Annotated in this window: 22 protein-coding genes; 11 read left to right on the top strand and 11 right to left on the bottom strand. The window is 66.0% G+C overall.

What is annotated here, in order from left to right; translation table 11 throughout:
* Position 1: 1 nt before the first annotated feature.
* Genes AC51GT_RS00905 through AC51GT_RS00890 form a run of 4 tightly spaced genes read right to left on the bottom strand, consistent with a single transcriptional unit; the run spans position 2 to position 4,150 of the window.
* Positions 2–409, bottom strand: a complete 408-nt coding sequence (locus AC51GT_RS00905) for a (deoxy)nucleoside triphosphate pyrophosphohydrolase (RefSeq protein ID WP_496327577.1) — start codon at positions 407–409, stop codon at positions 2–4.
* Complete coding sequence (locus AC51GT_RS00900) at positions 402–1,475, bottom strand: ABC transporter ATP-binding protein (protein ID WP_496327576.1); 1,074 nt, start codon at positions 1,473–1,475, stop codon at positions 402–404. The genes AC51GT_RS00905 and AC51GT_RS00900 overlap by 8 nt, the downstream gene beginning before the upstream one ends.
* On the bottom strand, positions 1,476–3,119 hold the full coding sequence (locus AC51GT_RS00895; RefSeq protein WP_496327575.1) for an ABC transporter permease: 1,644 nt from the start codon (positions 3,117–3,119) through the stop codon (positions 1,476–1,478).
* Between the two features lie 5 nt (positions 3,120–3,124).
* On the bottom strand, positions 3,125–4,150 hold the full coding sequence (locus tag AC51GT_RS00890; RefSeq protein ID WP_496327574.1) for a thiamine ABC transporter substrate-binding protein: 1,026 nt from the start codon (positions 4,148–4,150) through the stop codon (positions 3,125–3,127).
* 379 nt (positions 4,151–4,529) lie between these two features.
* On the opposite strand from AC51GT_RS00890, the gene AC51GT_RS00885 reads away from it, so the two are divergent.
* From AC51GT_RS00885 to AC51GT_RS00870, 4 genes are all read left to right on the top strand, one after another.
* Complete coding sequence (locus tag AC51GT_RS00885; RefSeq protein WP_496323516.1) at positions 4,530–5,351, top strand: Rv1157c family protein; 822 nt, start codon at positions 4,530–4,532, stop codon at positions 5,349–5,351.
* A 247-nt stretch (positions 5,352–5,598) separates the two neighbouring features.
* Complete coding sequence (locus tag AC51GT_RS00880; RefSeq protein ID WP_496323515.1) at positions 5,599–6,495, top strand: hypothetical protein; 897 nt, start codon at positions 5,599–5,601, stop codon at positions 6,493–6,495.
* Between the two features lie 34 nt (positions 6,496–6,529).
* Positions 6,530–7,714, top strand: coding sequence for a lipase family protein (locus AC51GT_RS00875; RefSeq protein WP_496323514.1), 1,185 nt, complete (start codon positions 6,530–6,532; stop codon positions 7,712–7,714).
* Between the two features lie 7 nt (positions 7,715–7,721).
* Positions 7,722–8,441: a lysoplasmalogenase family protein gene (locus tag AC51GT_RS00870; RefSeq protein WP_496327573.1), complete on the top strand. Its 720-nt coding sequence runs from the start codon at positions 7,722–7,724 to the stop codon at positions 8,439–8,441.
* A gap of 18 nt (positions 8,442–8,459) precedes the next feature.
* Here AC51GT_RS00870 and AC51GT_RS00865 read toward each other — a convergent pair whose 3' ends face one another.
* Positions 8,460–9,932, bottom strand: coding sequence for a sugar porter family MFS transporter (locus tag AC51GT_RS00865; protein ID WP_496327572.1), 1,473 nt, complete (start codon positions 9,930–9,932; stop codon positions 8,460–8,462).
* 245 nt (positions 9,933–10,177) lie between these two features.
* Here AC51GT_RS00865 and AC51GT_RS00860 point away from each other — a divergent pair, with 245 nt between their 5' ends.
* Both AC51GT_RS00860 and AC51GT_RS00855 read left to right on the top strand, forming a co-directional pair.
* On the top strand, positions 10,178–10,762 hold the full coding sequence (locus AC51GT_RS00860) for an HhH-GPD-type base excision DNA repair protein (RefSeq protein WP_496323511.1): 585 nt from the start codon (positions 10,178–10,180) through the stop codon (positions 10,760–10,762).
* A 48-nt stretch (positions 10,763–10,810) separates the two neighbouring features.
* Complete coding sequence (locus tag AC51GT_RS00855; protein ID WP_496323510.1) at positions 10,811–11,566, top strand: hypothetical protein; 756 nt, start codon at positions 10,811–10,813, stop codon at positions 11,564–11,566.
* Here the strand turns inward: AC51GT_RS00855 and AC51GT_RS00850 are convergent.
* Positions 11,563–12,906: a wax ester/triacylglycerol synthase domain-containing protein gene (locus tag AC51GT_RS00850; RefSeq protein ID WP_496327571.1), complete on the bottom strand. Its 1,344-nt coding sequence runs from the start codon at positions 12,904–12,906 to the stop codon at positions 11,563–11,565. The two genes, AC51GT_RS00855 and AC51GT_RS00850, sit on opposite strands and share 4 nt — an antisense overlap.
* A 162-nt stretch (positions 12,907–13,068) precedes the next feature.
* On the opposite strand from AC51GT_RS00850, the gene AC51GT_RS00845 reads away from it, so the two are divergent.
* Both AC51GT_RS00845 and AC51GT_RS00840 read left to right on the top strand, forming a co-directional pair.
* Entirely contained in the window at positions 13,069–15,336 is a 2,268-nt protein-coding gene (locus AC51GT_RS00845; RefSeq protein ID WP_496327570.1) for a carbon starvation CstA family protein, read from the top strand.
* Positions 15,333–15,518 carry a YbdD/YjiX family protein gene (locus tag AC51GT_RS00840; protein ID WP_496323498.1) on the top strand — a complete coding sequence of 62 codons (186 nt, stop codon included), beginning with the start codon at positions 15,333–15,335 and terminating at the stop codon, positions 15,516–15,518. The genes AC51GT_RS00845 and AC51GT_RS00840 overlap by 4 nt, the downstream gene beginning before the upstream one ends.
* A gap of 25 nt (positions 15,519–15,543) precedes the next feature.
* On the opposite strand, the gene AC51GT_RS00835 is transcribed toward AC51GT_RS00840, so the two are convergent.
* Entirely contained in the window at positions 15,544–16,629 is a 1,086-nt protein-coding gene (locus tag AC51GT_RS00835) for an NADH:flavin oxidoreductase/NADH oxidase (RefSeq protein WP_496323497.1), read from the bottom strand.
* Positions 16,626–17,570 (bottom strand): SDR family NAD(P)-dependent oxidoreductase, encoded by a 945-nt coding sequence (locus tag AC51GT_RS00830; RefSeq protein ID WP_496323496.1) that lies wholly within the window; start codon positions 17,568–17,570, stop codon positions 16,626–16,628. The genes AC51GT_RS00835 and AC51GT_RS00830 overlap by 4 nt, the downstream gene beginning before the upstream one ends.
* A 121-nt stretch (positions 17,571–17,691) precedes the next feature.
* On the opposite strand from AC51GT_RS00830, the gene AC51GT_RS00825 reads away from it, so the two are divergent.
* Entirely contained in the window at positions 17,692–18,264 is a 573-nt protein-coding gene (locus tag AC51GT_RS00825) for a TetR/AcrR family transcriptional regulator (RefSeq protein WP_496323495.1), read from the top strand.
* 35 nt (positions 18,265–18,299) lie between these two features.
* On the opposite strand, the gene AC51GT_RS00820 is transcribed toward AC51GT_RS00825, so the two are convergent.
* Both AC51GT_RS00820 and AC51GT_RS00815 read right to left on the bottom strand, forming a co-directional pair.
* Positions 18,300–19,232 carry an SDR family NAD(P)-dependent oxidoreductase gene (locus AC51GT_RS00820; protein ID WP_496327569.1) on the bottom strand — a complete coding sequence of 311 codons (933 nt, stop codon included), beginning with the start codon at positions 19,230–19,232 and terminating at the stop codon, positions 18,300–18,302.
* 158 nt (positions 19,233–19,390) lie between these two features.
* Entirely contained in the window at positions 19,391–20,011 is a 621-nt protein-coding gene (locus tag AC51GT_RS00815) for a TetR/AcrR family transcriptional regulator (protein ID WP_496323493.1), read from the bottom strand.
* 81 nt (positions 20,012–20,092) lie between these two features.
* Here AC51GT_RS00815 and AC51GT_RS00810 point away from each other — a divergent pair, with 81 nt between their 5' ends.
* Entirely contained in the window at positions 20,093–21,439 is a 1,347-nt protein-coding gene (locus tag AC51GT_RS00810; RefSeq protein WP_496327568.1) for a cytochrome P450, read from the top strand.
* On the opposite strand, the gene AC51GT_RS00805 is transcribed toward AC51GT_RS00810, so the two are convergent.
* Positions 21,440–21,877, bottom strand: coding sequence for a hypothetical protein (locus AC51GT_RS00805; protein ID WP_496327567.1), 438 nt, complete (start codon positions 21,875–21,877; stop codon positions 21,440–21,442). It abuts the gene before it with no gap.
* 242 nt (positions 21,878–22,119) lie between these two features.
* On the opposite strand from AC51GT_RS00805, the gene AC51GT_RS00800 reads away from it, so the two are divergent.
* Positions 22,120–23,532 carry a family 43 glycosylhydrolase gene (locus tag AC51GT_RS00800; RefSeq protein WP_496327566.1) on the top strand — a complete coding sequence of 471 codons (1,413 nt, stop codon included), beginning with the start codon at positions 22,120–22,122 and terminating at the stop codon, positions 23,530–23,532.
* Positions 23,533–23,539 lie beyond the last annotated feature (7 nt).

The following is a 23,539-nucleotide window of genomic DNA, read 5'->3' as shown; positions in this document are numbered from 1 at the left end:
ATCACCTTCGGGCCGGGTTGGCGAGCAGCGCGGTGAGGTCGTCGAGCCACACGGCATCGGCAGGCACCAGTTCCCCGGCGCCGGCCATCCGGCGGAGGTCGTCGGCATCCACCCAGCGGACTCCGGAGTGTTCGCGCGGATGCGGCCGGCCGGTGAGCAATTCCGCGGCCATCGCAACCAACACCAGATCCGGCCGTAGCGGTACCGGCTGTCCGATCTGGTCGGCCACCGCCACCGTGATCCCGAGCTCCTCGCCGAGTTCACGCCCGAGCGCCTGAGCCCTGGTCTCCCCCGGCTCGACCTTGCCGCCGGGCAGTTCCCACAGTCCCGCCACCTCCACCGGATACGTGCGCTGAGCCAGCAGCAGTCGTCCTTCGCTGATGACCGCACCGGCCACGACCTCACGCATCCCGGCCCACCGCTCCCTCGCCCTTCGCCCTCGCCGACTCGACGGGTGGATCGGAGATGATGGCGATCCGGCTGCGATCCAGCGTGATCGAGGCCTCGTCTCCGACGCCGAGCCGTCGATCACCGACCGCATCGACCTCCATACCGGCGACCGCCAGCCGCACCCGGGCACCTTCGGGCAGTGATGCGACATGGCGGACGGTACCGACGACACCGCTCGACCCGTCTGCGACCGGCGTGGCCACAACCGCCTCCGGACGCAGTCCGATCCGAACCCCACCGTCGGGCAGGTCGACGGAAACCCGGCCGAGTGGGCTGTGCAGAACACCCGCGGAGATGTCGGCTCCGCAGATGGTCGTGCAACCGATGAACTGCGCGATCCGCTCGGTCCGCGGTGCCCGCCAAAGCTTTTCGGGATGATCGTCCTGGACGATCCGGCCGTGGTCCATCACCGCGATCCGGTCGGCCATCATCGCGGCCTCGGAATGGTCATGGGTGACCACGATCGTCGGAGTGCCGGTGGCGCCGATGATCTCCGCGATCTGCAGCGCCAGGCGATCACGAAGTTGCCGGTCGAGTGCGGACAGCGGCTCGTCCAGGAGCAGCAGTCGCGGTCGTGGAGCCAGCGCCCGGGCCAGCGCGACCCGCTGTTGCTGGCCGCCGGACAACTCGGTCACCTTCCGGTCGCCGAGACCGGGCAGGTCGACCAGGTCGAGCAGTTCCGCCACCCGACGGGTGATGTCGGGCTTGCGCCAGCGCCGGACCCGCAGCCCGTATCCGACATTGTCGGCAACGGTGCGGCCGGGCAGCAGCTGACCGTCCTGGAACACCACGCCGAAGTCGCGGCGATGGGTCGGGCTCGGGGCGAGGTCGACGCCGTCGAAGGTGATCGTTCCCGCGGACAGCGGTTCGAGCCCCGCGATGGCGCGGATCAGTGTCGACTTGCCACATCCCGACGGGCCGAGCAGCGCCGTGATGGTCGCTCCCTGCGTCCCGATCGCCAGATCCAGATCGGTCAGGACCATCTCAGACCCGTAACCGACTGTGATGGAGGACAATTCGAGCATCTAGAACTCACCTCCCTCGTCCCGCCGGACCACCTCGATCAGGGCCACCACCACCGCGGTCACCACCAGCATCATCACCGAACAGGCCATTGCAGTGCCGAAGTTACCTGCTCCCGGGCGCGAGAGGGACGTGCCGATCAGCACCGGCACCGTGGTGGTGTCGGGCCGGGCCACAAAGCTGGTCGCACCGAACTCGCCGATCGCGATCACAAAGGCGAAGCCGGTCGCCGCGCACAGTGCTCGCTTGATGATCGGGAGGTCGACGGTCCACCAGACCCGCAGTGGGCCGGCGCCGAGCGTGGCCACCGCCTGACGCAGCCGGGGGTCGACCAGGCCCATCGCCGGCACGAGGATGCGAATCACCAGTGGTGTCGCGATCAGCGCCTGCACGGCGGGGACAACAGCCGGGGAGGTCGCGACCTCACGCGGCATCGACGTCAGGATCACCAGGTATCCCAGACCGACCGTCACCGCGCTCACACCCAGCGGGAGCATCGCGATCCCGGTGGCGACACCGCCGAACACGCCGCGCGCGCGAGAGATGGCCAGTGCGCCGAGCAGACCGAGCACCAGTGCGATCAGGGTCGCCCAGAATGCACTGACCAACGAGTATTGCATTGTTTCCCAAGGGGTTTCACCGTTGATCGGCTCCGCCAGCGCCCGATAGCCGTCCAGGTTCCAGCTTCCGCCGACCGTGGGCCGCAGCGATCGCCAGACCAGGACCGCCGGCGGGGCCAGCAAGATCACCAGTACGAACGCCACGATGGCCCCGACGACCACGCGCTGCGCTCCTTGCGGTCGGCGGCGTCGCCGGGGCGCCCCGGCTCCCCGAGCCCGGCGGCCCAGCACCGCGCTGATGGCGACCACCACCGCGACCACCAGGATCTGGATCATCGACAGGGCCACGGCGGCAGGCAGTTTGAAGAACCCGATCGCCTGCCGGTAGATCTCGGTCTCGATGGTGTCGTACCGGCCGCCGCCGAGGATGAGGACCACACCGAAGCTGGTGGCGCAGAACAGGAACACCACCGACGCCGCCGACGCGATCGCCGGGGCCAGGGCGGGTGCGGTGACGGTGCGCAGCACGTGCCAACGGTCCGCGCCCAGCGTCCGGGCGGCCTGTTCGGCACGCGGGTCGAGTTGGCCCCAGACCGAACCGACGGTCCGCACCACAACCGCGATGTTGAAGAACATGTGCGCCAACAAGATCGCCCACACCGACGATCCGATGCCGAGCCAACCCAGCGGGCCACGCTCACCGAGCAGCGCGGTGAACGCGACACCGACCACGACGGTGGGCAACACGAAGGGAATGGTGACGATCACCCGAAGCGCCAGCGCACCTCGCAGTTCGAAGTTGGCCAGGACCCACGCCACCGGCAGGCCGACGATCAGGGTGAGCACCGTGCTGGCCGCGGCCTGGGCCACGGTGAACCACAACAGATGTGCGGCATTGGCGTCGTCGAGCAATGCGATCACGTCGATGCCGGAGCCATCCCCGAACGCGCGGACGGCCAGGGCCACCAACGGCCAGCCGAACATCACCCCGACGAACAGCAACGGCACTACGCCCGCGGCGGCCACCAGGGATGTGCCGGACCCCCACCGGGTGGGTGGGCGCCGGATGGTTGCGCGAGTGGGCACCGGGGTCAGCGGCCCATGACGGTGCGCCACTCCTGCTGCCAGGCTTCCCGGTTCTCGGCGATGACCTCCAGCGGCATCGTCACCGCGGACTCGGGCTGCGGCGCGAACTGCGCCCAGTCGGCAGGCAGTGGCGTCCCGGTGCGGACCGGGTACACATACATCGATTCGGGCAGCGCGGCCTGCACCGGTTCACTGAGCAGGAAGTCGACCACCTGCTGGGCGCCTTCGACGTTCTCGGCTCCACGCAGGACCCCGGCGTATTCGATCTGCGCGAAGCACGTGTTCAACAGGGCCTTGGTGGTCGGCAGGAAGGCCGGCGACGACGCGTACGAGACCACGATGGGCTTGCTGCCCTGACCCTCACCCGCGGTGAACTCCTGGTTGTACGCCTCGGTCCACCCCGGGGCCACACTCACGCCGTTGGCGCGTAGGCGCTCCCAATATCCTTCCCACGCATCGTCTCCCGGATAGGCGGCGATCGTGGCGAGCAGAAATGCCGTACCGGGCGACGAGGTGGCCGGGTCCATCACCACGGTCAGCCCCTTGTACCGGGGGTCGGTCAGCTCTTCGAAGTTCGCCGGCGGTGCGAGATCGCGTTCGGTGAACCATTCGGTGTCGACGTTCACGCACACGTCGCCGCGGTCGATCGCGGTCAGCCGATCGGGTTCACCGAGCGCATATTCCTGCGGGCCGAGGTTGTTGTCCGGACTCGTATAGGGCTCGATGGCATCGGCGCCCAGAACCCGGGAGGCGAAGGTGTTGTCGATGCCGTAGACGACGTCGCCGCGGGGCGAACCGGCGGTGAGGGCGATCGACGACGACAATTGACCGGCGTCCGCTTCCCTGACCACCTTGAGGGTCAGTCCGGTCTCGTCTTCGAACGACGCCAGCAATTCATCCGGCAGCGCGAAGGAATCGTGGGTGAGCAGGACGACGTCGTCCGACGAGCCGGAATCGCCGCAGGCCGTCAGAACACCGGCCCCGATCGAGAGCGCGACGAGTGCCGCGGCGAGCTGTGATCGTCGAAGCATCGACCCTCCAGGTGGTGTTCGGGCAGTGAGAACAGCCGGTTGGTTCCGTACAACGCGTGTTCGTTCCGTCATCGTGAATCTAAGCAGGCCCAGGGCGGCCGCCCGGAGTCGGAGCGCGACGATCACGTCGATCGCCCGAACAGCACCTTTCGGATCCGGCTCACCCCTATCTTCGTGGCCTCAACGTGACATAACAATTGCATCACCAGAAACACTGTTCACTCTAGTAACACGGTACGGTTCCAGGGCGACGGCGAACCGTGCGCCTCCGCACTGCCGCTACTGGCGGCAGGGGATTGAAACGGTTACCGTCAGCACGGCGATAGACATGTCGAGCCGTCATCAGTCGGGCTCAACGCGAGATGGGACACCAAGAACAGTGCTTTTGAATCAGCAGGCAGACCGTAACCGCGGGCGCTTCCACAAGGCCGCGAAAGGCCGGAATGTCCGCCGCGCAGTGACGGCCGTTGCCATCGCCGCCACCGCAGCGCTGACACTGCCCGCTGTCGCATCTGCCGACGAAGCCGCGTTCCCTCCCATTCCCGCCAACCTCGAGATCGATCAGCCGACCCTGCAGTCCCTCGGTGCGTTCGTGCCCGCGATCATCGGGTCGGCCGCCACCCCCGGAGCCGACGGCAAGGTCGACGCCAGCCTGCTCTCCAACGCCAAGGTGCTCGCGGCAGATTCGGCGCTCCCGCCGGAACTCGCCGCGATCTGGGACAAGGTCGTCAGCTTCCTCGACGGCTCCGGCGGCGGCGGCCCGGACATCCCGTCCGGCCCGGGTGCACCGGTCATCCAGCAGTTCCTCTACCCGACCATCGGTCAGGGATGTATCCCCGGTGGCAACTCCATCGGCTCGGCATTGGTGACCGCCGGACCGCAGCAGGCTCCGGCCCCGGGCCCCAAGAAGGGCGAGGCCGGATACGTCTACACCAGCCTCGGCACCGGACCGGCACTGAACAACGATGCCGCACCGCTGACCGTGGCCTGGGTCAACATCGACACCGGTGCGACCGGCCAGCAGAACCTGCGCCGCAACGACAAGATCAACGCCGCCGACGGACCCGGCACCTTCACCACGATCGTGAAAACCGGTCAGGGTCGCGTCATTTCGGCAATCTACGGCAACGTGACCACCAAGACCGAGGACAAGACCGTGAGCTGCACGATCGTCCCCACGGTCGGACTGGCCGTCGTCTGACCACCGGCTCTCCACAGCAGGCGTCGACCTTCGGGTCGGCGCCTGTTTTTTGTTGCGCATCACATTGCGCCGGAATCCCAGATCTGTTGATGCACAGCCGAACACCGGAACGGTCGCGGTTGCATCACAGGTTGAACTCGCAACTTGCACTGAGCTCCCGCGCCATGATCTTGTGTAACAAGAGCACCATTGGTCACACCTGTCACAGACGTAACAGGTGCGTCCCCGCGTCTGTCCAAGGAGATCCATGCCCAGCTCAACGCTGATTCGTCGCAGCGCCGCCGCACTGGCGGTCGTCGCGTCCGCCGCCCTGCTATCCCCTGCCGTTGCCGTCGCAGAACCGGTCGCCCCGGACTCGGCCTCGCTGACCGCACCCAAGCAGATCCCGGGCGACGACGCGTTGAAGGCCGCGATCGCCGCGCTCGGAAAGACAGCGGGTGATCCCGCCGCCCTGGCCGCCGCGAAGGCACTCCTGGGCGGGACGACACAGATCGAGTCCACCCCGGCGACCGATCCCGCGGCGACGCCGGCCGCCGACGCCACCGACCTCCTCGGATCGCTGGCCGCAGCCGATGAGGCACTGCGCAAATTGGGCATCCAGTCCTTCATCAACCCGACCGTTGCGTTCAACTGCGTCGAGGCAACCGCGGACAACCCGTTCGGACTCGTGCCTGCCGTCGGCGGGGCTGCGCCCGGCCCGTATGTCGTCCCCGGGGTGTCGGTCCCGGCCCTCGTCAAAACGCTCTTCCCCGGCTTCACTCCAGAACTCGTCGGCGACGGAGAAACGCTGTTCGGCTTCTTCCCGTCCGGCATCACCGCCGACGGCAAGGGCACCGGCATGCAGGTCGCCTGGTTCAACGTCAACACCCTGCAGGGTGGCTTCAAGGACATGGCCCCGGTGGGCACCACCGTCGTCGACAAGATCCTCGAACAGATCCCCGGCACCAACCCCGTGGCCGAAACTGCGCGTGCAGAACTCACGAAGATCCTGACGCCGCTGGTCGATGCCTTCAGCCTGCCGGGTTCACGACTGGCACCGGTCGAGACCGGCAATGGCACAGTGCTTTCCGCTGTATTCGGCACCGTGGAGAACGGTGACCGAAATTGTTTCTTCCTCCCGATGATCGGGATCACGCAGGTTTAGTCCGCGTACGCGGACCTTGGTAGGAGTAGTAGTCATGAAGAGTGTTCACAAGCAAGCACTACGCCGGATCGGTATTCGCAGCCTGACCGCCACCGCACTGGCCGCCGTGGTCGCCGGCGGCCTCGGCGGCACCGGCATCGCAACCGCGGACCCGGTTCCGACGGGCGGAACCGCAGGCAAAGTGTTTGCCAATATCGGTCTGCCCGATGATCGTTGGGTGACCGGCGCGGGATCAGCCGACCGCTTCACCTATTGGACGAACGCCGCCACCGACCGCACCGAGTTGAGCAGTGCCGCTGTCTACCTCCCCCGCGGTGAAGCACCCGAGGGTGGCTGGCCGGTGGTGGCCTGGGCCCACGACACCGTTGGATTGGCAGACAAGTGCGCGCCGTCGTGGTCGGGCAAAACCGAATCGTCGGCCCACTGGAACGACATCACGCCATGGCTGCGGAAGGGCTACGCGGTCGTCGCCTCCGACTACGCCGGACTCGGCGTCGAGGGCGCACTCCCCGACCTCCAGACAACCATCAAGGCACACAACATCGTTGATGCCGTGAAGGCTGCCCACGACATCACCGGGGACCTCTCGGATCAGTGGGTGGTGAACGGGAACGGCAGCGGCGCAACCGCCGCGCTGGCCACCGCCCGCAGCGCAGCGCAGATCCAGGGTCCGGACCTCGATTTCCGCGGTGCCACCGTCACCAGCGTTCCGGCCAACCTCGGGGAACTCGTCCTCAATGCCGGTCCCGACTTCATCCCGGTGCCGCTGCCTTCCGACCTGACCGCCGAGGTGCTGTACGCCATCGCCGGTATCCGTGGGTCTCATCCCGAGCTCAACCTCGACTCGTACCTGACCGCGGAGGGCAGATCGCTGGCCGACAAAGCGGTCACCATGTGTTCGGCCGAGCTGCAAAGCGCCGTGGCGTCAACGAGTTTGAACGCATTGTTCAGCCGGCCGGTGCACTCGATCCCGAATCTGCGTCCGATCGTCGAGGCCTATCTCGGAGTGCCCGACACCGGGTACGTCAAACCGGTGTTCTTCGGCCAGGGGCTGCTCGATACCCAGGTGATCCTGCCGTACACCCTCGAGTTCCTGGGCCGGGTGGAGACGTCGAGCCAGTCGACAACCATCCGCACCTACCCGGTGGACGGACAAGGAACAGCAGCGGCCGCGTTGCCTGACGCGTCGGCCTTCGTGACGTCACTGTTCGCCCGGTAGCGATCACATGCGTCTACCGGCCTGGGAGCGCCCGGAGCGCAAACTGTTCGTCGCTGCGACGCTGGCGGTTTCGGCCGCCGGCGCCGCGCAGTGGCGGCCCGGTGTGGCCGTCGCCAAGCCCGCTGCCCTGGCCGCGCTCGCCGTGGGGATGGCGCGGGGTGCACGGGAGCGGTCCGGGGTCGACAACGCACTGCTGACCGCCGCGATCGCCACGTCTGCTGCGGGCGATTACTTCATGTACCGCGAAGAGTTCGCCACCGGTCCCGAGAAGGATCGGCAGATCCAGACCGGCGCAACGATGTTCGGGCTCGCACATCTGTCCTACCTCGGTCTGCTCACCCGCCACGGAGCCCGGCCGGACAAACGCCGACTGCTCGCGCGCTTCGGGCTGATGAACGAGGTCACCACCCTGCTGCTTTTCAACGCGCCCCGACTGCTGCCGGTCTTGGGAACATACGGCGCCACCTTGGCAACCATGGCGGCGACGGCGGCCGATCCGGTGCTCACCGGCGGGGATTCCACTGACCCGACACGGCGACTGGCAGCCGGCGGTATCACGTTCATGGCCTCCGATGCGATCCTGATGAATCGTCGGTATCTGCTGCGCAAAAGGGACGGTCTCCGCGCGGTCGGCGAGGCATTGGTTCTCTCGACATACTTCGCGGCGCAGATGTTGCTCCTGGACGGCCTGGACAGTGTCAGCCGACGCGCCCACGCCGCCAGATGAACTCACGCCCGGGCGGCGCTAATGTGCCTTCTTCTGTTGTTTGATGGCTGCCTCCACCTCTCCGAGTGAATCCATGTCCTCGAGCTCCATCCCCTTGGTTTCGGGCACCTTGTAGTGCACGTAGAACCAGGAGACGAGGGCACAGAAGGCGAAGAACCCGTAGATCCACGCCAGGCCCAGCATGCTGTTGAGTTCGGGGAAGAGCAGCGAGATGGTGAAGTTGGCAAGCCAGTTGACGCCCGTGCAGACACCCAGTGCCACGCCCCGGATGCGGTTGGGGAACATCTCCCCGAGCATCACCCACATCACCGGACCCCAGGTGGCCGCGAACGCCACCACGAACAGGTTCGCACCGATCAGGGCGACCACACCCCATGGGTCGGGCAGCGAGATGTCGTCGCCGGTACCGATCTGCTGCGTGAATGCCACACACGCCAGCACCAGTCCGATGAACATGCCAACAGAGCCGATCAGCAATAGTTGCCGTCTGCCGATCCGGTCGACGAACATGATCGCCCCGAAGGTCATCACCACGTTGATCACCGCGGTGATCACCGACGTCCGGAATGACTCGCTCTCACTGAATCCCACCGACTGCCACAGCGTTGTCGAGTAGTAGAAGATCGCGTTGATCCCGACGAACTGCTGCAACACGGCAATCCAGATACCCACCCACACCAGTGGATGCAGGCCGAAGGACGGACCGCGAATGTCCTTGATGGACACCGTCGATTCGCGTTTGAGGGTCAACCGGATCTCTTTGACCCGGGACAGTGGGTCCGGCTCCCCCGTCACCTCGGTGAGGATGCGCGCGGCCTCTTCATCGAGATTGCTACCCACCAGATAACGGGGTGATTCCGGGATGAGCAGTGCCAACAGGCCGTAGACGAGGGCCGGGATCACACCGACGATGAACATCCATCGCCAGGCCTCGATACCGAACCACAGGTCGTTCGAGGCACCACCGGCTCCGTCGGCGATCAGCGCGTCCGAGAGCAGCGCGACAAAAATGCCCATCGTGATCGCCAACTGCTGCAACGACCCGAGTGCACCGCGGTAGCGAGCCGGGGCGATCTCCGCGATGTAGGCCGGGGCGATCACCGACGCGATGCCGATCCCGAGGCCGCCGATCACACGCCAGACCAACAGGTCCGGCAATGACCATGCCAGACCTGTTCCGATCGCTGACGCGATGAACAACGCCGAGCCGAGCAGCATCACCTTCTTGCGACCCCAGATGTCCGCCAGCCGGCCGGCGAACCAGGCACCGAGCGCACATCCAAGTAGGGCGATCGCGACCGCGAAGCCCTGCATGAAGTGGTTCAGCTCGAAGTGGTCGCCGATGGAATTGACGGCGCCGTTGACCACCGAGCTGTCGAAACCGAACAGGAACCCACCGACCGCAGCGGCCACGGTGACCCCGATGACCTTGGCCACGTGGGCTTCTCCGACTGCCGATGAGGACGGCCTCTTGGCGGCACCAGTGGACATAGGGATCACACCTACCTTCCGGGCGGCGGCTGTCTACTCCGAGACGTTTACCATCAGCTGACGTTACGCCCCTGATACCCGTCGAGTCCGTAAGTCGGTAGAAGACAATCGATCACCATTCGGACACATCGACAGGCCGGCAGAGAAAGAGAGTCCTTCCCTGTTCGCAGGGACGCTGCGACGCTGCTGCGCGCCCTGCCGATAAGCTGGGTGGGCAGTGAATTCCCCGGCGACCGGAGGTCCGAATGACCCGCCACATCTGTATCGCGCAAGAGCCAGAAGCCGACCAGCTCCTGTCCGTCGACGACTTCGCGCTGGTTGTCGGCATGACCTTGGATCAGCAGTTCCCGATGGAAGCGGCGTTCAAGGGCCCCCAGAAGATCGCCGAAAGGATGGACGGCTTCGATATCCAGAAGATCGCGGCCTCCGATCCGGACGAGTTCGTGGCCCTGTGCTCGCAGACCCCGGCCATCCACCGTTTCCCCGGTTCGATGGCCAAACGCATCCATGACCTTGCCGTTTTCATCGTCGACAACTACGACGGCACCCCGTCGGCCATCTGGACCGAGGGTGATCCGGACGGCAAGACGGTGCTCAAACGTCTCAAATCACTGCCCGGTTGGGGCGACATGAAAGCCCGGATCTTCCTGGCACTGCTCGGGAAGCAGGTGGGCGTGGAACCGAAGGGCTGGCGCGAGGCCGCCGGTGACTACGGCAACGAGGGCGAACGCCGGTCGGTCGCCGACGTCGTCGACGACGTGAGCCTGCAGGAGGTCCGCGAGTTCAAGAAGCAGGCAAAAGCCGCGGCCAAGGCGGCCAAGGCCGACTGAGCCCGGTGATTGTGTCCGCGAGTTGAGCCAAACCCCTAGGGTGAAGTCATGGATGCCAGATTGGTGATCGAGGTCCCGACGCGGTTGGGGTTTGCGGTGGCGGGCGCCGCACTCAGCGCCGTCGAGGCCACGGTCGCGCTCAGCCGGATGGCCGTCGAGAACGCCCACCACGAGATCGCCCTCACCATGGGCATGCGGGAGACACCCGCATTTCGCAGTCCGCTGCAGCTGCTCAACCAGCTCGGCGAACTGCTCGAAGAAGACCGCTCACTCGGACGAATTCTCTCGCGCGGCGGACCCCTCGATCGACTGCTGGCCGAGGACGGCCTGGTCGAACGCGTCCTGGCCGACGATGGAGTGCTCGATCAGATGACCGAGACCGGCGGCCCACTCGACCGACTGCTGTCCCGGGGTGGTCCGGTGGATCGCCTGCTGTCCGAGGACGGGGTGCTCGCCAAACTCACCAAAGAGGGTGGTCTACTCGACCGGATCTCCGAGGACGAGGGTTTCCTCGACCGGCTGACCGTCGAAGAGGGCCTGCTGGAACAACTCGTCGGTGAGGGCGGCGCCCTGGAACGGGCCATCGTCCCGGGCGGTCCCATCGACCGACTGTCCGAACTCGTCGAGATGCTCGCCCAGCTGCCCCCGAGCATCGCGAGCCTGCAGGAGACGGTTCTCGAACTCAATATTGCGGCCGGGGCTCTCAACGACGCGGTCGCGCCGCTCGGAGAACTCGTCGGACGGTTGCCGAAGCGATTGGTGCGCAGCAAGAACGGCCATGAAGAGCGTGGCTCGCAGCACTAGCGACCGGAAGCCCTGACGATCTGGTTCCAGGCGATCGAGGCCTGCAACATGTCGAGGTAGCTGTCTATGTCGTCCATCGCCGACGCGGCAGCATGAACACTGATCGCCACGGTGTCACCGATGCCGTGCACACCGTGCGTCACACTCATCACCGGCGAGAGTGCCGGATACCCCGCGGTGAACGCGACCGGCCGAGCCCCGAACCGCAGGTCGGCCAGGCCCCGGTTCACACTCGACACCACGGTGTTGCCGTCGACCGTACTCGGTACCTCAGTCGGATCGAATTGCGCCACGCCCCAGCGCAGTAGGGGCGCCGGTATCGCCGCGAAGGCCTCGTCGGAGGCACGCAGCGCCGGATGGCCGTTGCGCAGCTGCCGCTCCCCCAGCGCCTGTGCGATGCGTGCGGTCCGATCATCGAGGGCGGCTGTCCCCGAGAACAATCCGATACCGACATTACGAAAGTGGTTACGCGCCATCGGCTTACCGAACTTCTCCATCGTCACCTCGGCGCCGAGGGCGGTCGGATCCTCCCCGACCGACCGTAGGTGATCGGACAGCGCCAGCGAAATCGCGGTGAGGGCACTGATGGTCACCGTCGGGCCAGGGAAGTCGTCGCGCCGCAGCACCAGGGTGCGGACCGCCCGCGCGCCGTCGGGCCGGGTGTTGGTCGACAGCGGCGGCCGGCCTTCCGCCGCCGCGGGCACCACCCCGGCGGCGACGTCGTCGATCAATCGACGATGGGTGCGGGTGGCCTCGATTGCCCGTAAACCCAGCACTCCGATCTGCCGGGGAAAACGGAAAGCTGCCAGCGTCGCCGCATGCAGCGCCGAATACGGCGTATCGGCCTCGGCGGCCGACGACTCCTGCGGCTCGCCCGGCGCAAAGATCCTGCGGGCCAGGTCAGATGAGCGGCGCCCGTCGGCCAGCGCATGGCTCACCTGCAGCACAGCGACGGTGGCCGCGAGCCCACAGTCCGGTACCCCTTCGACACCCTCGAACAGATGCAGCCGCCAGGTGTACTCGCGCGCATCGAGCTGGTCGTCGGCCAGGGTGGCCACCACCCGCAGGCAATCGGACCACTCGGTGGACCCCTCTGTGTGGACCACCACCTGGTCGCGGTCGACACTGCGGTGCACCCAGTACGGATAGTCGAGCGCGCAATCCACGTCCGCGATCCGCAGGCCCAGATCCGGCACCGCCCGAGCCCGTTCCAGGGCGCCCTCGATCGCGACTTCGATCTGGCGTGGCACACCGGCAAAGGCATAGAGCAGGAACTGGTCGTTGGGGATCTTGTCCGACATCCAGTACATCTGGGCGTCGACCGGCGCCATTCGCTCCATGAGGGAGAACCTACCGAAGCCGGAAGGCACGCACACGAGGTTCCGCGCTCCCCGGCAGTCAGTCGGAGGTTGCCAAGATCGCCGAACCGGGTGGGTCATGGGGTGGCGCGCGCCACAATTGGAAAGCAGCCTCCTACCGCCCACACGCACCCAGGAGTCACGGTGACCGACACCCAGGAACGCCGGCCGGATCCACACATCGAGCTCATTCGGACCGACCCGGATCTACCACCGGTCGCGATCATCGATCGCAGTCCGATGACCATCGGAAAACGGCTCACCTTCGCGGTGATCGCCATCATCGGCGCGTGCGCGTGGGCGATCATCGCGTTCGTGCGTGGCGAGTCCGTCAACGCGGTCTGGTTCGTGATCGCCGCGATCTGCACGTACATCATCGGCTATCGGTTCTACGCCCGGCTGATCGAGATGAAGGTGGTACGTCCGCGCGACGACCACGCCACCCCCGCCGAGGTCCTCGACAACGCCCAGGACTACATGCCCACCGATCGCCGGGTGTTGTTCGGCCACCACTTCGCAGCCATCGCCGGGGCCGGGCCGCTGGTGGGGCCGGTGCTGGCGTCACAGATGGGATACCTGCCGGGCACCATCTGGATCATCATCGGCGCCGTGTTCGCCGGATGCGTCCAGGACTATCTGGTGTTGTCGATCTCGACCCGCCGACGAGGCCGAAGCCTCGGCCAGATGGCCCGAGACGAACTCGGGGACGTCGGTGGATTCGCGGCATTGATCGCTGTTTTCGCGATCATGATCATCTTGATCGCGGTGCTGGCACTGGTGGTCGTCAACGCGTTGGCCGACAGTCCCTGGGGCGTCTTCTCGATCGCCATGACCATCCCCATCGCGCTGTTCATGGGCGTGTATCTGCGCTTCCTGCGGCCCGGCCAGGTGTCGGAGGTGTCGCTGATCGGTTTCGTCCTGTTGATAATGGCGATCGTCTCCGGACGCTGGGTCGGTGAATCAGGCTGGGGCCGTGACTTGTTCAGCCTTTCTCCCATGTTCCTGAGCTGGTGCATCATCATCTACGGCTTCGCTGCCGCGGTGCTGCCCGTCTGGCTGCTGCTGGCACCACGCGACTACCTGTCGACCTTCATGAAGGTCGGCACGATCGTGCTACTGGCACTGGGGATCGTGATCGCCCGCCCGGTGATGCAGGCACCGGCGGTCAGCGACTTCGCGAGCAACGGGCAGGGCCCGGCCTTCGCCGGAGCGTTGTTCCCATTCCTGTTCATCACCATTGCGTGCGGCGCACTCTCGGGCTTTCACGCGCTGATCGCGTCGGGGACCACACCGAAGCTGCTCGAAAAGGAAAGCCAGGCCCGGATCATCGGCTATGGCGGCATGCTGACCGAATCGTTTGTGGCGATCATGGCCTTGATCACCGCCTGCATCCTGAACCAGCATCTGTACTTCGCGATGAACGCGCCCGCCGCCGTCACCGGCGGAACCCCGGAGACCGCGGCGGAATACGTCAACGGTCTGCCCGGCCTACGCGGCGACCCGGCCACCGCAGCGCAACTGGAAGAGGCGGCCAGAGCGGTCGGCGAGGAGTCGATCATCTCGAAAACCGGTGGCGCACCGACGCTGGCCATGGGCATGGCAGACACCATGCAGAGCGCGTTCGGCGGAGAATCGTTGCGGTCCTTCTGGTATCACTTCGCAATCATGTTCGAGGCGTTGTTCATCCTGACGACCGTGGACGCCGGGACCCGCGTCGCCCGGTTCATGCTCTCGGACGGCCTGAGCAATGTGAAGGGCGGCAAGCGCTTCAAGGACCCGTCGTGGCGGCCCGGTGCCTGGTTGTGCACCGTGATCGTGGTGGGACTGTGGGGTTCCATCCTGCTGATGGGGGTTACCGACCCCCTCGGCGGCATCAACACCCTGTTCCCCCTGTTCGGCATCGCCAACCAGTTGCTGGCCGCGATCGCATTGACCGTGGTGCTGGTGATCGTGCTCAAACGCGGGCTGTTCAAATGGGCGTGGATACCCGGGGTTCCGCTGGTCTGGGACCTGATCGTGACCATGACCGCGTCGTGGCAGAAGATCTTCTCGAACAACCCGGCCATCGGGTATTGGCAACAGCACCAAGACTTCGTCGAGGCGAAGGATTCCGGCCTGACCGCCTTCAAAACCGCCAAGACATCCGGCGAGATCGATGCCGTGATCCGCAATACGTTCATCCAGGGCACGTTGTCGATCGTCTTCGCGGTGCTCGTCCTGATCGTCGTCATCGCGGCGATATTCGTGTCCACCAAAGCGATTCGCAGTCACGGCCTGCCCACCACCGAGGACGAACCGGTGCAGAGCAAGTTCTTCGCACCGAGCGGGATGATCGCAACGCCGACCGAAAAGGAGGTGCAACGCGAATGGGACGAGTATCGGAAGGAGAAACCGGCACCGCTGCCTCGATGACACGGCGTGGCCTGCGGGCGGTGCGCTGGTATGTGAGATCAGTGATGGGCGACAACGACTATCAGCGCTACGTCGCCCACCACCGTTCGCGGCATCCAGACGCCCCGCCGCTGACCGAGGGTGACTACTGGCGTGCGCGTTACGCTGCGCAGGACAACAATCCGCAGGGCCGCTGTTGCTGATCGCAGGCCGCCACGAGAACCTCGCTCACCGCCACGCGCCCCGGATGTATTGGGGCGGATACGGCGCCTGATCTTTGTCGAGTCCGAGTTCGTGCGCAGCGCGGAGCGGCCAGGCCGGCTCACGCAAGGCGGCACGACCCAGCAGGACCGCGTCGGCGGCTTCGGAGGTGAGAATCTTCTCGGCCTGTCCGGGCTCGGTGATCAGACCGACCGCGGCAGTCGGCAACCCCGAGTGCTCACGAATGATCCGGGCGAACCGGACCTGATAGTCCGGGCCGACCGGGATCTCCGCCGCTACGTTGCCGCCCGACGACGTGTCGATCAGGTCGACGCCCCGGGTCTGGAGAATCCCCGCGAGCTCTGCACTGTCCTCGGGTGTCCAGCCGCCCTCGGTCCAGTCGGTGGCCGAGAGCCGGACGAACAGCGGCTTGTCCGACGGCCACACCCCGCGCACCGCCTCGACGACCTCGATCAGAAAACGGGTGCGTCCGGCGAAGTCGCCGCCGTACACGTCGTCGCGGTGATTGGACAACGGTGAGAGGAACTGGTGGATCAGATAGCCGTGGGCCGCATGGAGTTCGATGACGTCGAACCCGGCCTCGTCGGCGCGGCGGGCGGCCGCGGCGAACGCCTGGACCAGGTTCTCGATCCCGTTGTGGCTCAACGACTCCGGCGTGTCATATCCGTCGAACGCGATCGCCGATGGGGCGCTGGTCACCCATCCGCCGTCGGCAATCGAGATCGATCCACTGGCCTGTGCGAACGGTGCGTACGTGGACGCCTTACGTCCGGCGTGCGCAAGCTGCATCCCGATCACCGACCCCTGGTCGTGGACGAAGTCGACGATCCGGCGCCATGCCGTGGTGTGCCGATTACTCCACATCCCGGCGTCCTGCGGACTGATCCGGCCATCCGCGGTCACGGCCGATGCCTCGGTCATGATGAGACCGAACCCACCGGTCGCGCGGCTGCCCAGATGAACCAGGTGCCAGTCGGTGGGCAGGCCGTCCTCGGCAGAGCAGCTGTACTGACACATCGGCGCCAGCCATGCCCGGTTGGTGATCGTCAGTCCGCGGAGGGTGATCGGCGTGAAGAGCGCAGGGTGGGTCATACGGTCCACAACGACCGTGAGTCCTCATCGATTCCGACGGCCGACAGACGGGTCCAGAGTTGCTGCGCGAGCGATACATCCAGGCCCGCCCCGACGAACTCGTCGCTCCAGATCCGCTTGTCCGACCGGCGCGAGTGCCACCCGATGAAACGACCGACCTGCGCGTCTTCGCTTGTCGCGGCGTACAGGATCGGGAGGGCGCCCTCGTCGGCATCCCGGGAGATGGTCGCGTGGGCGAGCGCCACGACCGTCCGCTGCAGGATGCCGGTTGCCGTGTCGTGCATGGGGGTGGTGCTCACGCCGGGATGTGCGATGAAACTGCGGACAGACGATCCCATCCCTCGCAATCGACGCTCGAGCTCGGTGGCGAAGAGCACCGTCGCAACCTTCGAGCGCACATACGCCCCGCTGGGTGAGTGGTCGTGGCCGAATGTCAGGTCCCCGAAGTCCAGGTCGGCCCGGAAGCGGCGATAGAGATTCGAACCCACGCTGACCACTCGGGCATCGTCACCGCGTTCGAGCAGTGGCAGCAGTTGGTCGGTCAGAACGAAATGTCCGACGACGTTGGTGGCGAAGGTGCTCTCGATGCCGTCCGCGGTGACCACATGCGGCTGGTTCGCGATGCCCGCGTTGAGGACGAGAACGTCCAGCGGGATGTCGTCATCCAGCATCCGGGCAGCGAACGCATCGACTGAGGCCAGGTCGGCCAGATCCAGTTCGTCGACCCGGCAGCGCGCTTCCGGATGTGCAACGCGGATCGCGTCTGCCACCCGTTCGCCTTTGTCGAGGTCACGAACCGCCAACACCACCTCTGCACCGCGTGCGGCGAACTCTCGGGCCACGATCGCACCCAGGCCGCTGCCGGCTCCCGTGACGATCATGCGCCTGCCGGTTTGGTCGGGCATCTGATCCAGCGTCCAGTAGGTGGTTTTCTGGCCCATCACTTCTCCTCCTGGTCGTGGAATCGAGACCGAACTGATTCGGATAATTGATCCGCTTCGACAAACCTAGCAGAAGTGGATAGATCATCCGAATGGATTTTTCCTCCGGTACACTCGGCCTGTGGACGACATCCAGCACGCACATCCGGGCGAAGGCCTCCGCGCCGACGCGGTGCGCAATCGCGACGCGTTGCTGGCCGCGGCCCGTCACTGCCTCGCATGCGGCGATGACACCCTGGCGATGAACGCACTTGCCAAAGACGCCGGGGTCGGGGTCGGGACGGCGTACCGGCACTTCCCCAACCGGCAGGTGCTGCTCGAGGCCCTGGCCGTCGACTCCTTTGACAAGCTGATCGTGATCGCGCGCGAGATCGCCGAGGATCCCGACACGCTGCACGCCTTGGAAGAACTGATCGGATCCGCGATCGAACTCCAGCTCGACGACCCCGGCCTGGCCGCGGTGCTCGCGTCCGAAAGCCCCACCTGCCCGGACACCAAAGAGTTGTTCGGCGAACTGGGACAGCTGATTTCGCAGGTTCTCGCGCGGGGTGTGCAAGAAGGCGCGATCTCGGCCGCGCTCGATGCCGCCGACATCAAACATCTGATCTGCGGCACCACGTTCGCCGTCCGGACCGCCGGCCGCGACTCGCTGAACAACTACGTGCAGGTGCTCGTCAAAGGGCTACGCGCCTGAGGTCCACTGTCCGGCATCGACCCCCACCCGGCACGTCATCCGTCCTGAGCCGGGCCCGCGGTCACCGCTTCGATGGCCTCCCACATCTGTTGCGCCAACTCACGATCGAGACCGACGCCCCTGATCTCGTCGCTCCAGATCCGCTTGTCACCCCGACGCAGGTGCCAGCCGATGAACCTGTCGGTCTCGGCGTGCTCACTGGTTGCGGCAAAGAGCAGCGGCAGCACACCTTCCTCCGGCTCGCGCGCCACGGTCGCATGTGCCACCGCCATCGCCGCTCGCGGCAGTACACCGGTCACCGTGTTGTGCATGGGAGTCTTGGTGAAACCCGGATGTCCGACGAAACTCCGTACCGACGAACCACTTTCGCGTAATCGCCTCTCGAGTTCGACAGCGAACAACACCGTTGCCACCTTCGCCCTGACGTAGGCGCCGTGGGGCGAATGATCATGCTCGAAGGTCAGGTCACTGAAGTCGACCTCCATCTTGACCCGGCGGTAGAGGTTGGAGCCCACGCTGACCACCCGCCCCGAGCTTGCCCGTTCGAGGAGCGGCATCAGCTTGCCGGTCAACTCGAAATGTCCGACCACGTCGGCCGCGAAGGTGCTCTCGATACCGTCCGCGGTGAGGAGGTGCGGCTGATTGCCGACTCCCGCATTGAGGATCAGGCCATCAACCGGCTCGTCCAGGGCGGCCATGTGTTCGGCGAAGGCGCGCACCGACTGCAGGTCGGTCAGCTCGATCTCCCCGACCTGAACCCGGGCGTCGGACCGCACGGTCCGGATCTTGTCCACCACCCGACACCCTTTTGCGACGTCGCGTACCGCCACGACGACATCGGCCCCGCGTTTCGCGAACTCCCGGGCCATGATCGCACCGAGCCCGCTGCTCGCACCCGTGATGATCACCCGTCGCCCACTCTGGTCCGGCATCGCTTGCAGATTCCAGTGGAAGTACCTGTCGGCCATCGGTGCACCTCCAGACCTCCGATGAAAAATCCGGCGCACTTCGAATGTAGCCCGCGCGAAAGTTGTCGTCGGCAAAGTCGCGATTTGCCGACGATGGAGGTGTCGCGCCTCAGCACCGACGCATCACTCCTCAGCACATCGCTGCAGTGCGGCCCGGTTCAGCCGACCCGGTTGAGCGACAGCTGGCGGGTGACCACCTCGACGATCCGGTCCGGTGACGCATTCAGGCCGCCGGAGACCCATTCGGCGGTCAGTTCCGCGATACCGCCGACCAGCAAAAGTGCCAACGGCCGACGGTCCTGCACCGGGACCGCGTCGTCACCGAAGATCTCCGGAATCCTGGCCGCCAGCAGCCCGGCGAATTCGTTGACGATGGCGCGGCGGTGTTCGCGGGTGGCGGCCAAGCCCAGCGACTCGGTGAGCACCACTCGCCCCTTGCGCTGATCCTCGGTCATGATGGCGATGAAAGCGCTTATCGCCGAACGGATCTGTTGCTCAGGCGCGGCGTCCGGGTCGTCGGCCAATGCGTCCAGGACCGCCGCGCGGACCTCGGCAGCGAGCTCGTCGAGCAGATCGCTCATCAACGCGTCGAGCCCGCTGAAGCTCTCGTAGAAATACCGCTCACTCAACCCCGCCGATCGGCAGACCGCGGTCATCGTCGCCCGTTCCGCCCCGACGGAAGAAACGACCTCCAACGCGGCATCGAGCAATTGCCTCCGCCGGCGGCTCACCCGCTCATGTGCGCTTGCGCCACCGTACTTCCGCTCCGAGACCGCCACCGCACCATGTTGACACCCGCCTCGATGTGATGCACGCTACGTAATCAGGAAGGCACGCCTGTCAGATAGAAAGCGATCCAGATGTCCCACAAAACCTCCCCCGCGCCGGTCGGCGCCACACCCATCACCGGCAGTCGGAGCGTGCCGTTCTTCGGGCACGCCTTTGCCTATTTCCGCCGGCCCCTGGAGTTGATGGACAACCAGTACCGATCCGGCGGTCCGGTGTCGGAGCTCCCGTTCCTGGGCCAGAAATGGGCGCTGATACTCGGCCCTGACGCACTCGGGGAAGCCCTGATCAACCGGGACGGCGCACTGGTCAACGGGGCCGGTTGGCGCACCCTGATCGGCCCGTTCTTCGACCGCGGCCTGATGTTGCTCGACGGCGACGAACACCGCAGCCACCGACGCATCCTGGCGAAGGCGTTCACGCGGGAGCGGTTGGCGGCCTACACCGAACTGATGCAGCCGACGATCGCCGAACACGTACGCACCTTGCCTGCGTCGAACGACCACCTGGCATATCCGGCACTCAAGGAACTCACCCTCGACATCGCGACCGAACTGTTCATGGGTGGCGCCGAGGGCCTGGCGCCCGGTGAGATCGACCGCGTCAATCGATCGTTCATCGGTTGCGTCCAGGCCGCGACCTCGATCGTGCGCTACCCGCTCCCCTTCACCCGCTGGCGTCGGGGCGTCCGCGGACGGGCCACACTCGAGGCATTCTTCGAGCGGTATCTGCCCGCCCGGCGAGAAGGCATGGGCGACGACGTGTTCAGCGTGTTGTGCCGGGTGGAGGCCGATGGCGAGCGGTTGTCGGAGCGCGACGTCATCAATCACATGATCTTCCTGATGATGGCCGCCCACGACACGTCCACCAGCACGTTGAGCACTGTCCTGTTCGAACTGGGAAAGCACCCGGAATGGCAGGAACGGTGTCGTCAGGAATCGCTGGCGCTCCAGACCGACTCCCCCACTCCGGACCAACTCGGCGAGCTGTATTCGGCGACGCTCGTGATCAAGGAATGCCAACGGCTGATCACACCGGTCCCGGTGATCGTGCGGCGAGCCCGCGCCGATACCACCATCGCGGGCCGGCACATCCCGAAGGACACCCCGGTCGCACTCGGACTGCATCACAACCACCACCTGCCCGAACTGTGGGACAACCCGGAGCGGTTCGATCCCGAACGTTTTTCGGACGAGCGACAAGAGGACAAAGTGCACAAGTTCGCCTGGAACCCGTTCGGCGGTGGCGCCCATCGGTGCCTCGGACAGGTCTTCTCAGATCTGGAGGTGCGGTCGGTGCTGCACCACTACCTGCTGAACTTCCGCTGGACCGTTCCCGCGGACAGGACCGCACAACTCAGCTGGTTCTCGCTGCCCTATCCGACCGACGGCATGCCGATCGACCTGCGCCGGATCAGCTGATCAGGAGCGGTCTGCGGTCGAGGTGACCGCCAGATCGGCCAGGAAGTTCTCGGCGAGGGCTCGCACCCGCGCCCACTCCGGCGCCGATTCGAGCGCATCGCAGGAGACCAGGTGGGAGTTCTCCGGGGATGAGATCTCGGCGAGGAGTCGATCGAGCGACGCCAGATCGCGACCACAGGCCTCGCTGAGCCCCCACGGCATCGAGGTGGTGAGCTCGGAGAATTGCAGGGGAAGTTCGTCGACACCGACATCGAGACGCTCGAGGAACGCGAGCTGATCGGCCGCCGGCGACGCCAGGCGGCGGATGACCGAGACCAGCGCTCTCGTCCGCAGTTCGCCCCCGGTCAGGTCTACCGATTCCGGTCGCCGACCATCGCGGCCACTGTCCTCGATACGCGGCAGCGCATCAAGGCCCTGTGGGCCGTCCCCTTCGAACATTCGCGACCATCCCCCGGCGGTTGGTGATCCCTCAGATGAATTAGCTATTCGATGCATTCTTTACCAAAGTGTGCCATCTTGTCACCCGCTCGGCGAGGGGGGTCACCCAAAGACACACAGATCTCGGAATTCGCACGTTTTGATCACGGCCCGGCCTCTTCGGGCGTCGCAAACCCTCAAGTCCAGGTTAAGACTTATATGTTTGCCGGGACCTGCGCATCGGCGCACTGAAGAGGAGCACCATGCACAAGCCCGGGCACATCTGTATCTCGATTCGCGCTCGGCACGCCGTGGTCGTTGCGATCGCGGCCCTTGTCGCACTGGTGTTGATGCCGGTGTCGCCGGCGGGCGCACAATCGATCGTCCGGCCGGTGGCCGCGGATCCGAGCGTGATCCGCGGCGATGACGGGCGCTACTACATGTATGCCACCGCCGACGACTGGGGCGACGGCCAGGGCGCACGCAACATGACGATGTTCACCTCGTTCGACCTCGTCGACTGGGCATACGTCGGCGATGTCTTCCCCACTGCCCCCGAGTGGCATCCGGCAGGCAATCTGGGCTGGGCCCCGTCGATCCACAAATCGGCCGGCACCTACACCCTGTACTACTCGCTGTACGACGTGAGCAATCCGTGTATCGGGATGGCGACCTCGACATCCCCGATCGGACCGTGGGCCGATCTCGGGCGTCCCGTGTTCTGTGCGAACGATGTCGGGATCAAGGGCACCATCGACCCGTTCCTGTGGGATGACGGAACATCGAAGACACTGTTCGTCGGTAACTTCCACGGGGTCTACGGGGTTCCGCTCAGCGCCGACGGGACCGCACCGGCGGGCCCGCCCGTCAAGGTCGCCGACGAGCGCTTCGAAGGTCCCGAGATCGTCCTGCGCGACGGCTACTACTACCTCTTCGTCTCGGCGGGCAATTGCTGTAACGGGCCCGACACGGCGTACCGGGTGCTGGCCGGACGCTCCCGGGCACTGACGGGACCATTCCTCGATCGCAAAGGTGACGACCTCAACGCCGGCGGCGGCGCCCTGGTGCTGGCGGGCAACCAGGAGTGGGCCGGCCCCGGACACAACACCGTGGTCACCGACGATGGCGGCACCGACTGGATGGTCTACCACGCAGTTCCGCGCTCGGACCTCGAACTGCCCGGTGGCGCTCAGCGTCGGGAGGCGATGATCGACCGCCTCGTGTGGGCGAATGGATGGCCCGAGCTCGGCGACGGTTCACCCAACTCCACCGGGCCGGCGTCGCCGGACGTCGAACTCCCTGTCCGCGTGACACTCACACCGGAAACCCCCACCACACTCCCCGAGGCCGGTGGTCCGGTCAACGCCAAGCTGATGATCACCGCCCCGGCCGACCATGCCTACACCGGGCAGGTCTGGGTCGACGTCCTGACGCCCGACGGCAGCACCGCCACAACGATTCTCGGCGCCGAGACCATCGACGTCCCGGCCGGACAGACGATCGAAAAGGTCGTCTCCTATACGGTGCCCGCGGAGTCCCCCGGCGGCGTCTACGGCATGTTCGGCTTTGCCGGACCGACCATCGAGGCGCCTGCGGAAATGGGGACGATCACCGTGGTGAAAGACGGACCGGCCCTGCCTCCGAACCCCGGCGGGACGAACCCCGCACTCGCCTGAAGGCGCG

This window comes from Williamsia sp. z34 (assembly GCF_059553395.1).
The sequence above is the reverse complement of the archived record's forward strand: the minus strand, read 5'-3'. Positions and strand labels throughout refer to the sequence as shown.

What these genes read in the sequence shown, in the direction of transcription:
- AC51GT_RS00905 (WP_496327577.1), bottom strand. Translation starts at nt 409, where the DNA reads ATGCGTGAGGTCGTGGCCGGTGCGGTCATCAGCGAAGGACGACTGCTG.
- AC51GT_RS00900 (WP_496327576.1), bottom strand. Translation starts at nt 1,475, where the DNA reads ATGCTCGAATTGTCCTCCATCACAGTCGGTTACGGGTCTGAGATGGTC.
- AC51GT_RS00890 (WP_496327574.1), bottom strand. Translation starts at nt 4,150, where the DNA reads ATGCTTCGACGATCACAGCTCGCCGCGGCACTCGTCGCGCTCTCGATC.
- AC51GT_RS00880 (WP_496323515.1), top strand. Translation starts at nt 5,599, where the DNA reads ATGCCCAGCTCAACGCTGATTCGTCGCAGCGCCGCCGCACTGGCGGTC.
- AC51GT_RS00875 (WP_496323514.1), top strand. Translation starts at nt 6,530, where the DNA reads ATGAAGAGTGTTCACAAGCAAGCACTACGCCGGATCGGTATTCGCAGC.
- AC51GT_RS00870 (WP_496327573.1), top strand. Translation starts at nt 7,722, where the DNA reads ATGCGTCTACCGGCCTGGGAGCGCCCGGAGCGCAAACTGTTCGTCGCT.
- AC51GT_RS00865 (WP_496327572.1), bottom strand. Translation starts at nt 9,932, where the DNA reads ATGTCCACTGGTGCCGCCAAGAGGCCGTCCTCATCGGCAGTCGGAGAA.
- AC51GT_RS00860 (WP_496323511.1), top strand. Translation starts at nt 10,178, where the DNA reads ATGACCCGCCACATCTGTATCGCGCAAGAGCCAGAAGCCGACCAGCTC.
- AC51GT_RS00855 (WP_496323510.1), top strand. Translation starts at nt 10,811, where the DNA reads ATGGATGCCAGATTGGTGATCGAGGTCCCGACGCGGTTGGGGTTTGCG.
- AC51GT_RS00850 (WP_496327571.1), bottom strand. Translation starts at nt 12,906, where the DNA reads ATGGAGCGAATGGCGCCGGTCGACGCCCAGATGTACTGGATGTCGGAC.
- AC51GT_RS00840 (WP_496323498.1), top strand. Translation starts at nt 15,333, where the DNA reads ATGACACGGCGTGGCCTGCGGGCGGTGCGCTGGTATGTGAGATCAGTG.
- AC51GT_RS00835 (WP_496323497.1), bottom strand. Translation starts at nt 16,629, where the DNA reads ATGACCCACCCTGCGCTCTTCACGCCGATCACCCTCCGCGGACTGACG.
- AC51GT_RS00830 (WP_496323496.1), bottom strand. Translation starts at nt 17,570, where the DNA reads ATGGGCCAGAAAACCACCTACTGGACGCTGGATCAGATGCCCGACCAA.
- AC51GT_RS00820 (WP_496327569.1), bottom strand. Translation starts at nt 19,232, where the DNA reads ATGGCCGACAGGTACTTCCACTGGAATCTGCAAGCGATGCCGGACCAG.
- AC51GT_RS00810 (WP_496327568.1), top strand. Translation starts at nt 20,093, where the DNA reads ATGTCCCACAAAACCTCCCCCGCGCCGGTCGGCGCCACACCCATCACC.
- AC51GT_RS00805 (WP_496327567.1), bottom strand. Translation starts at nt 21,877, where the DNA reads ATGTTCGAAGGGGACGGCCCACAGGGCCTTGATGCGCTGCCGCGTATC.
- AC51GT_RS00800 (WP_496327566.1), top strand. Translation starts at nt 22,120, where the DNA reads ATGCACAAGCCCGGGCACATCTGTATCTCGATTCGCGCTCGGCACGCC.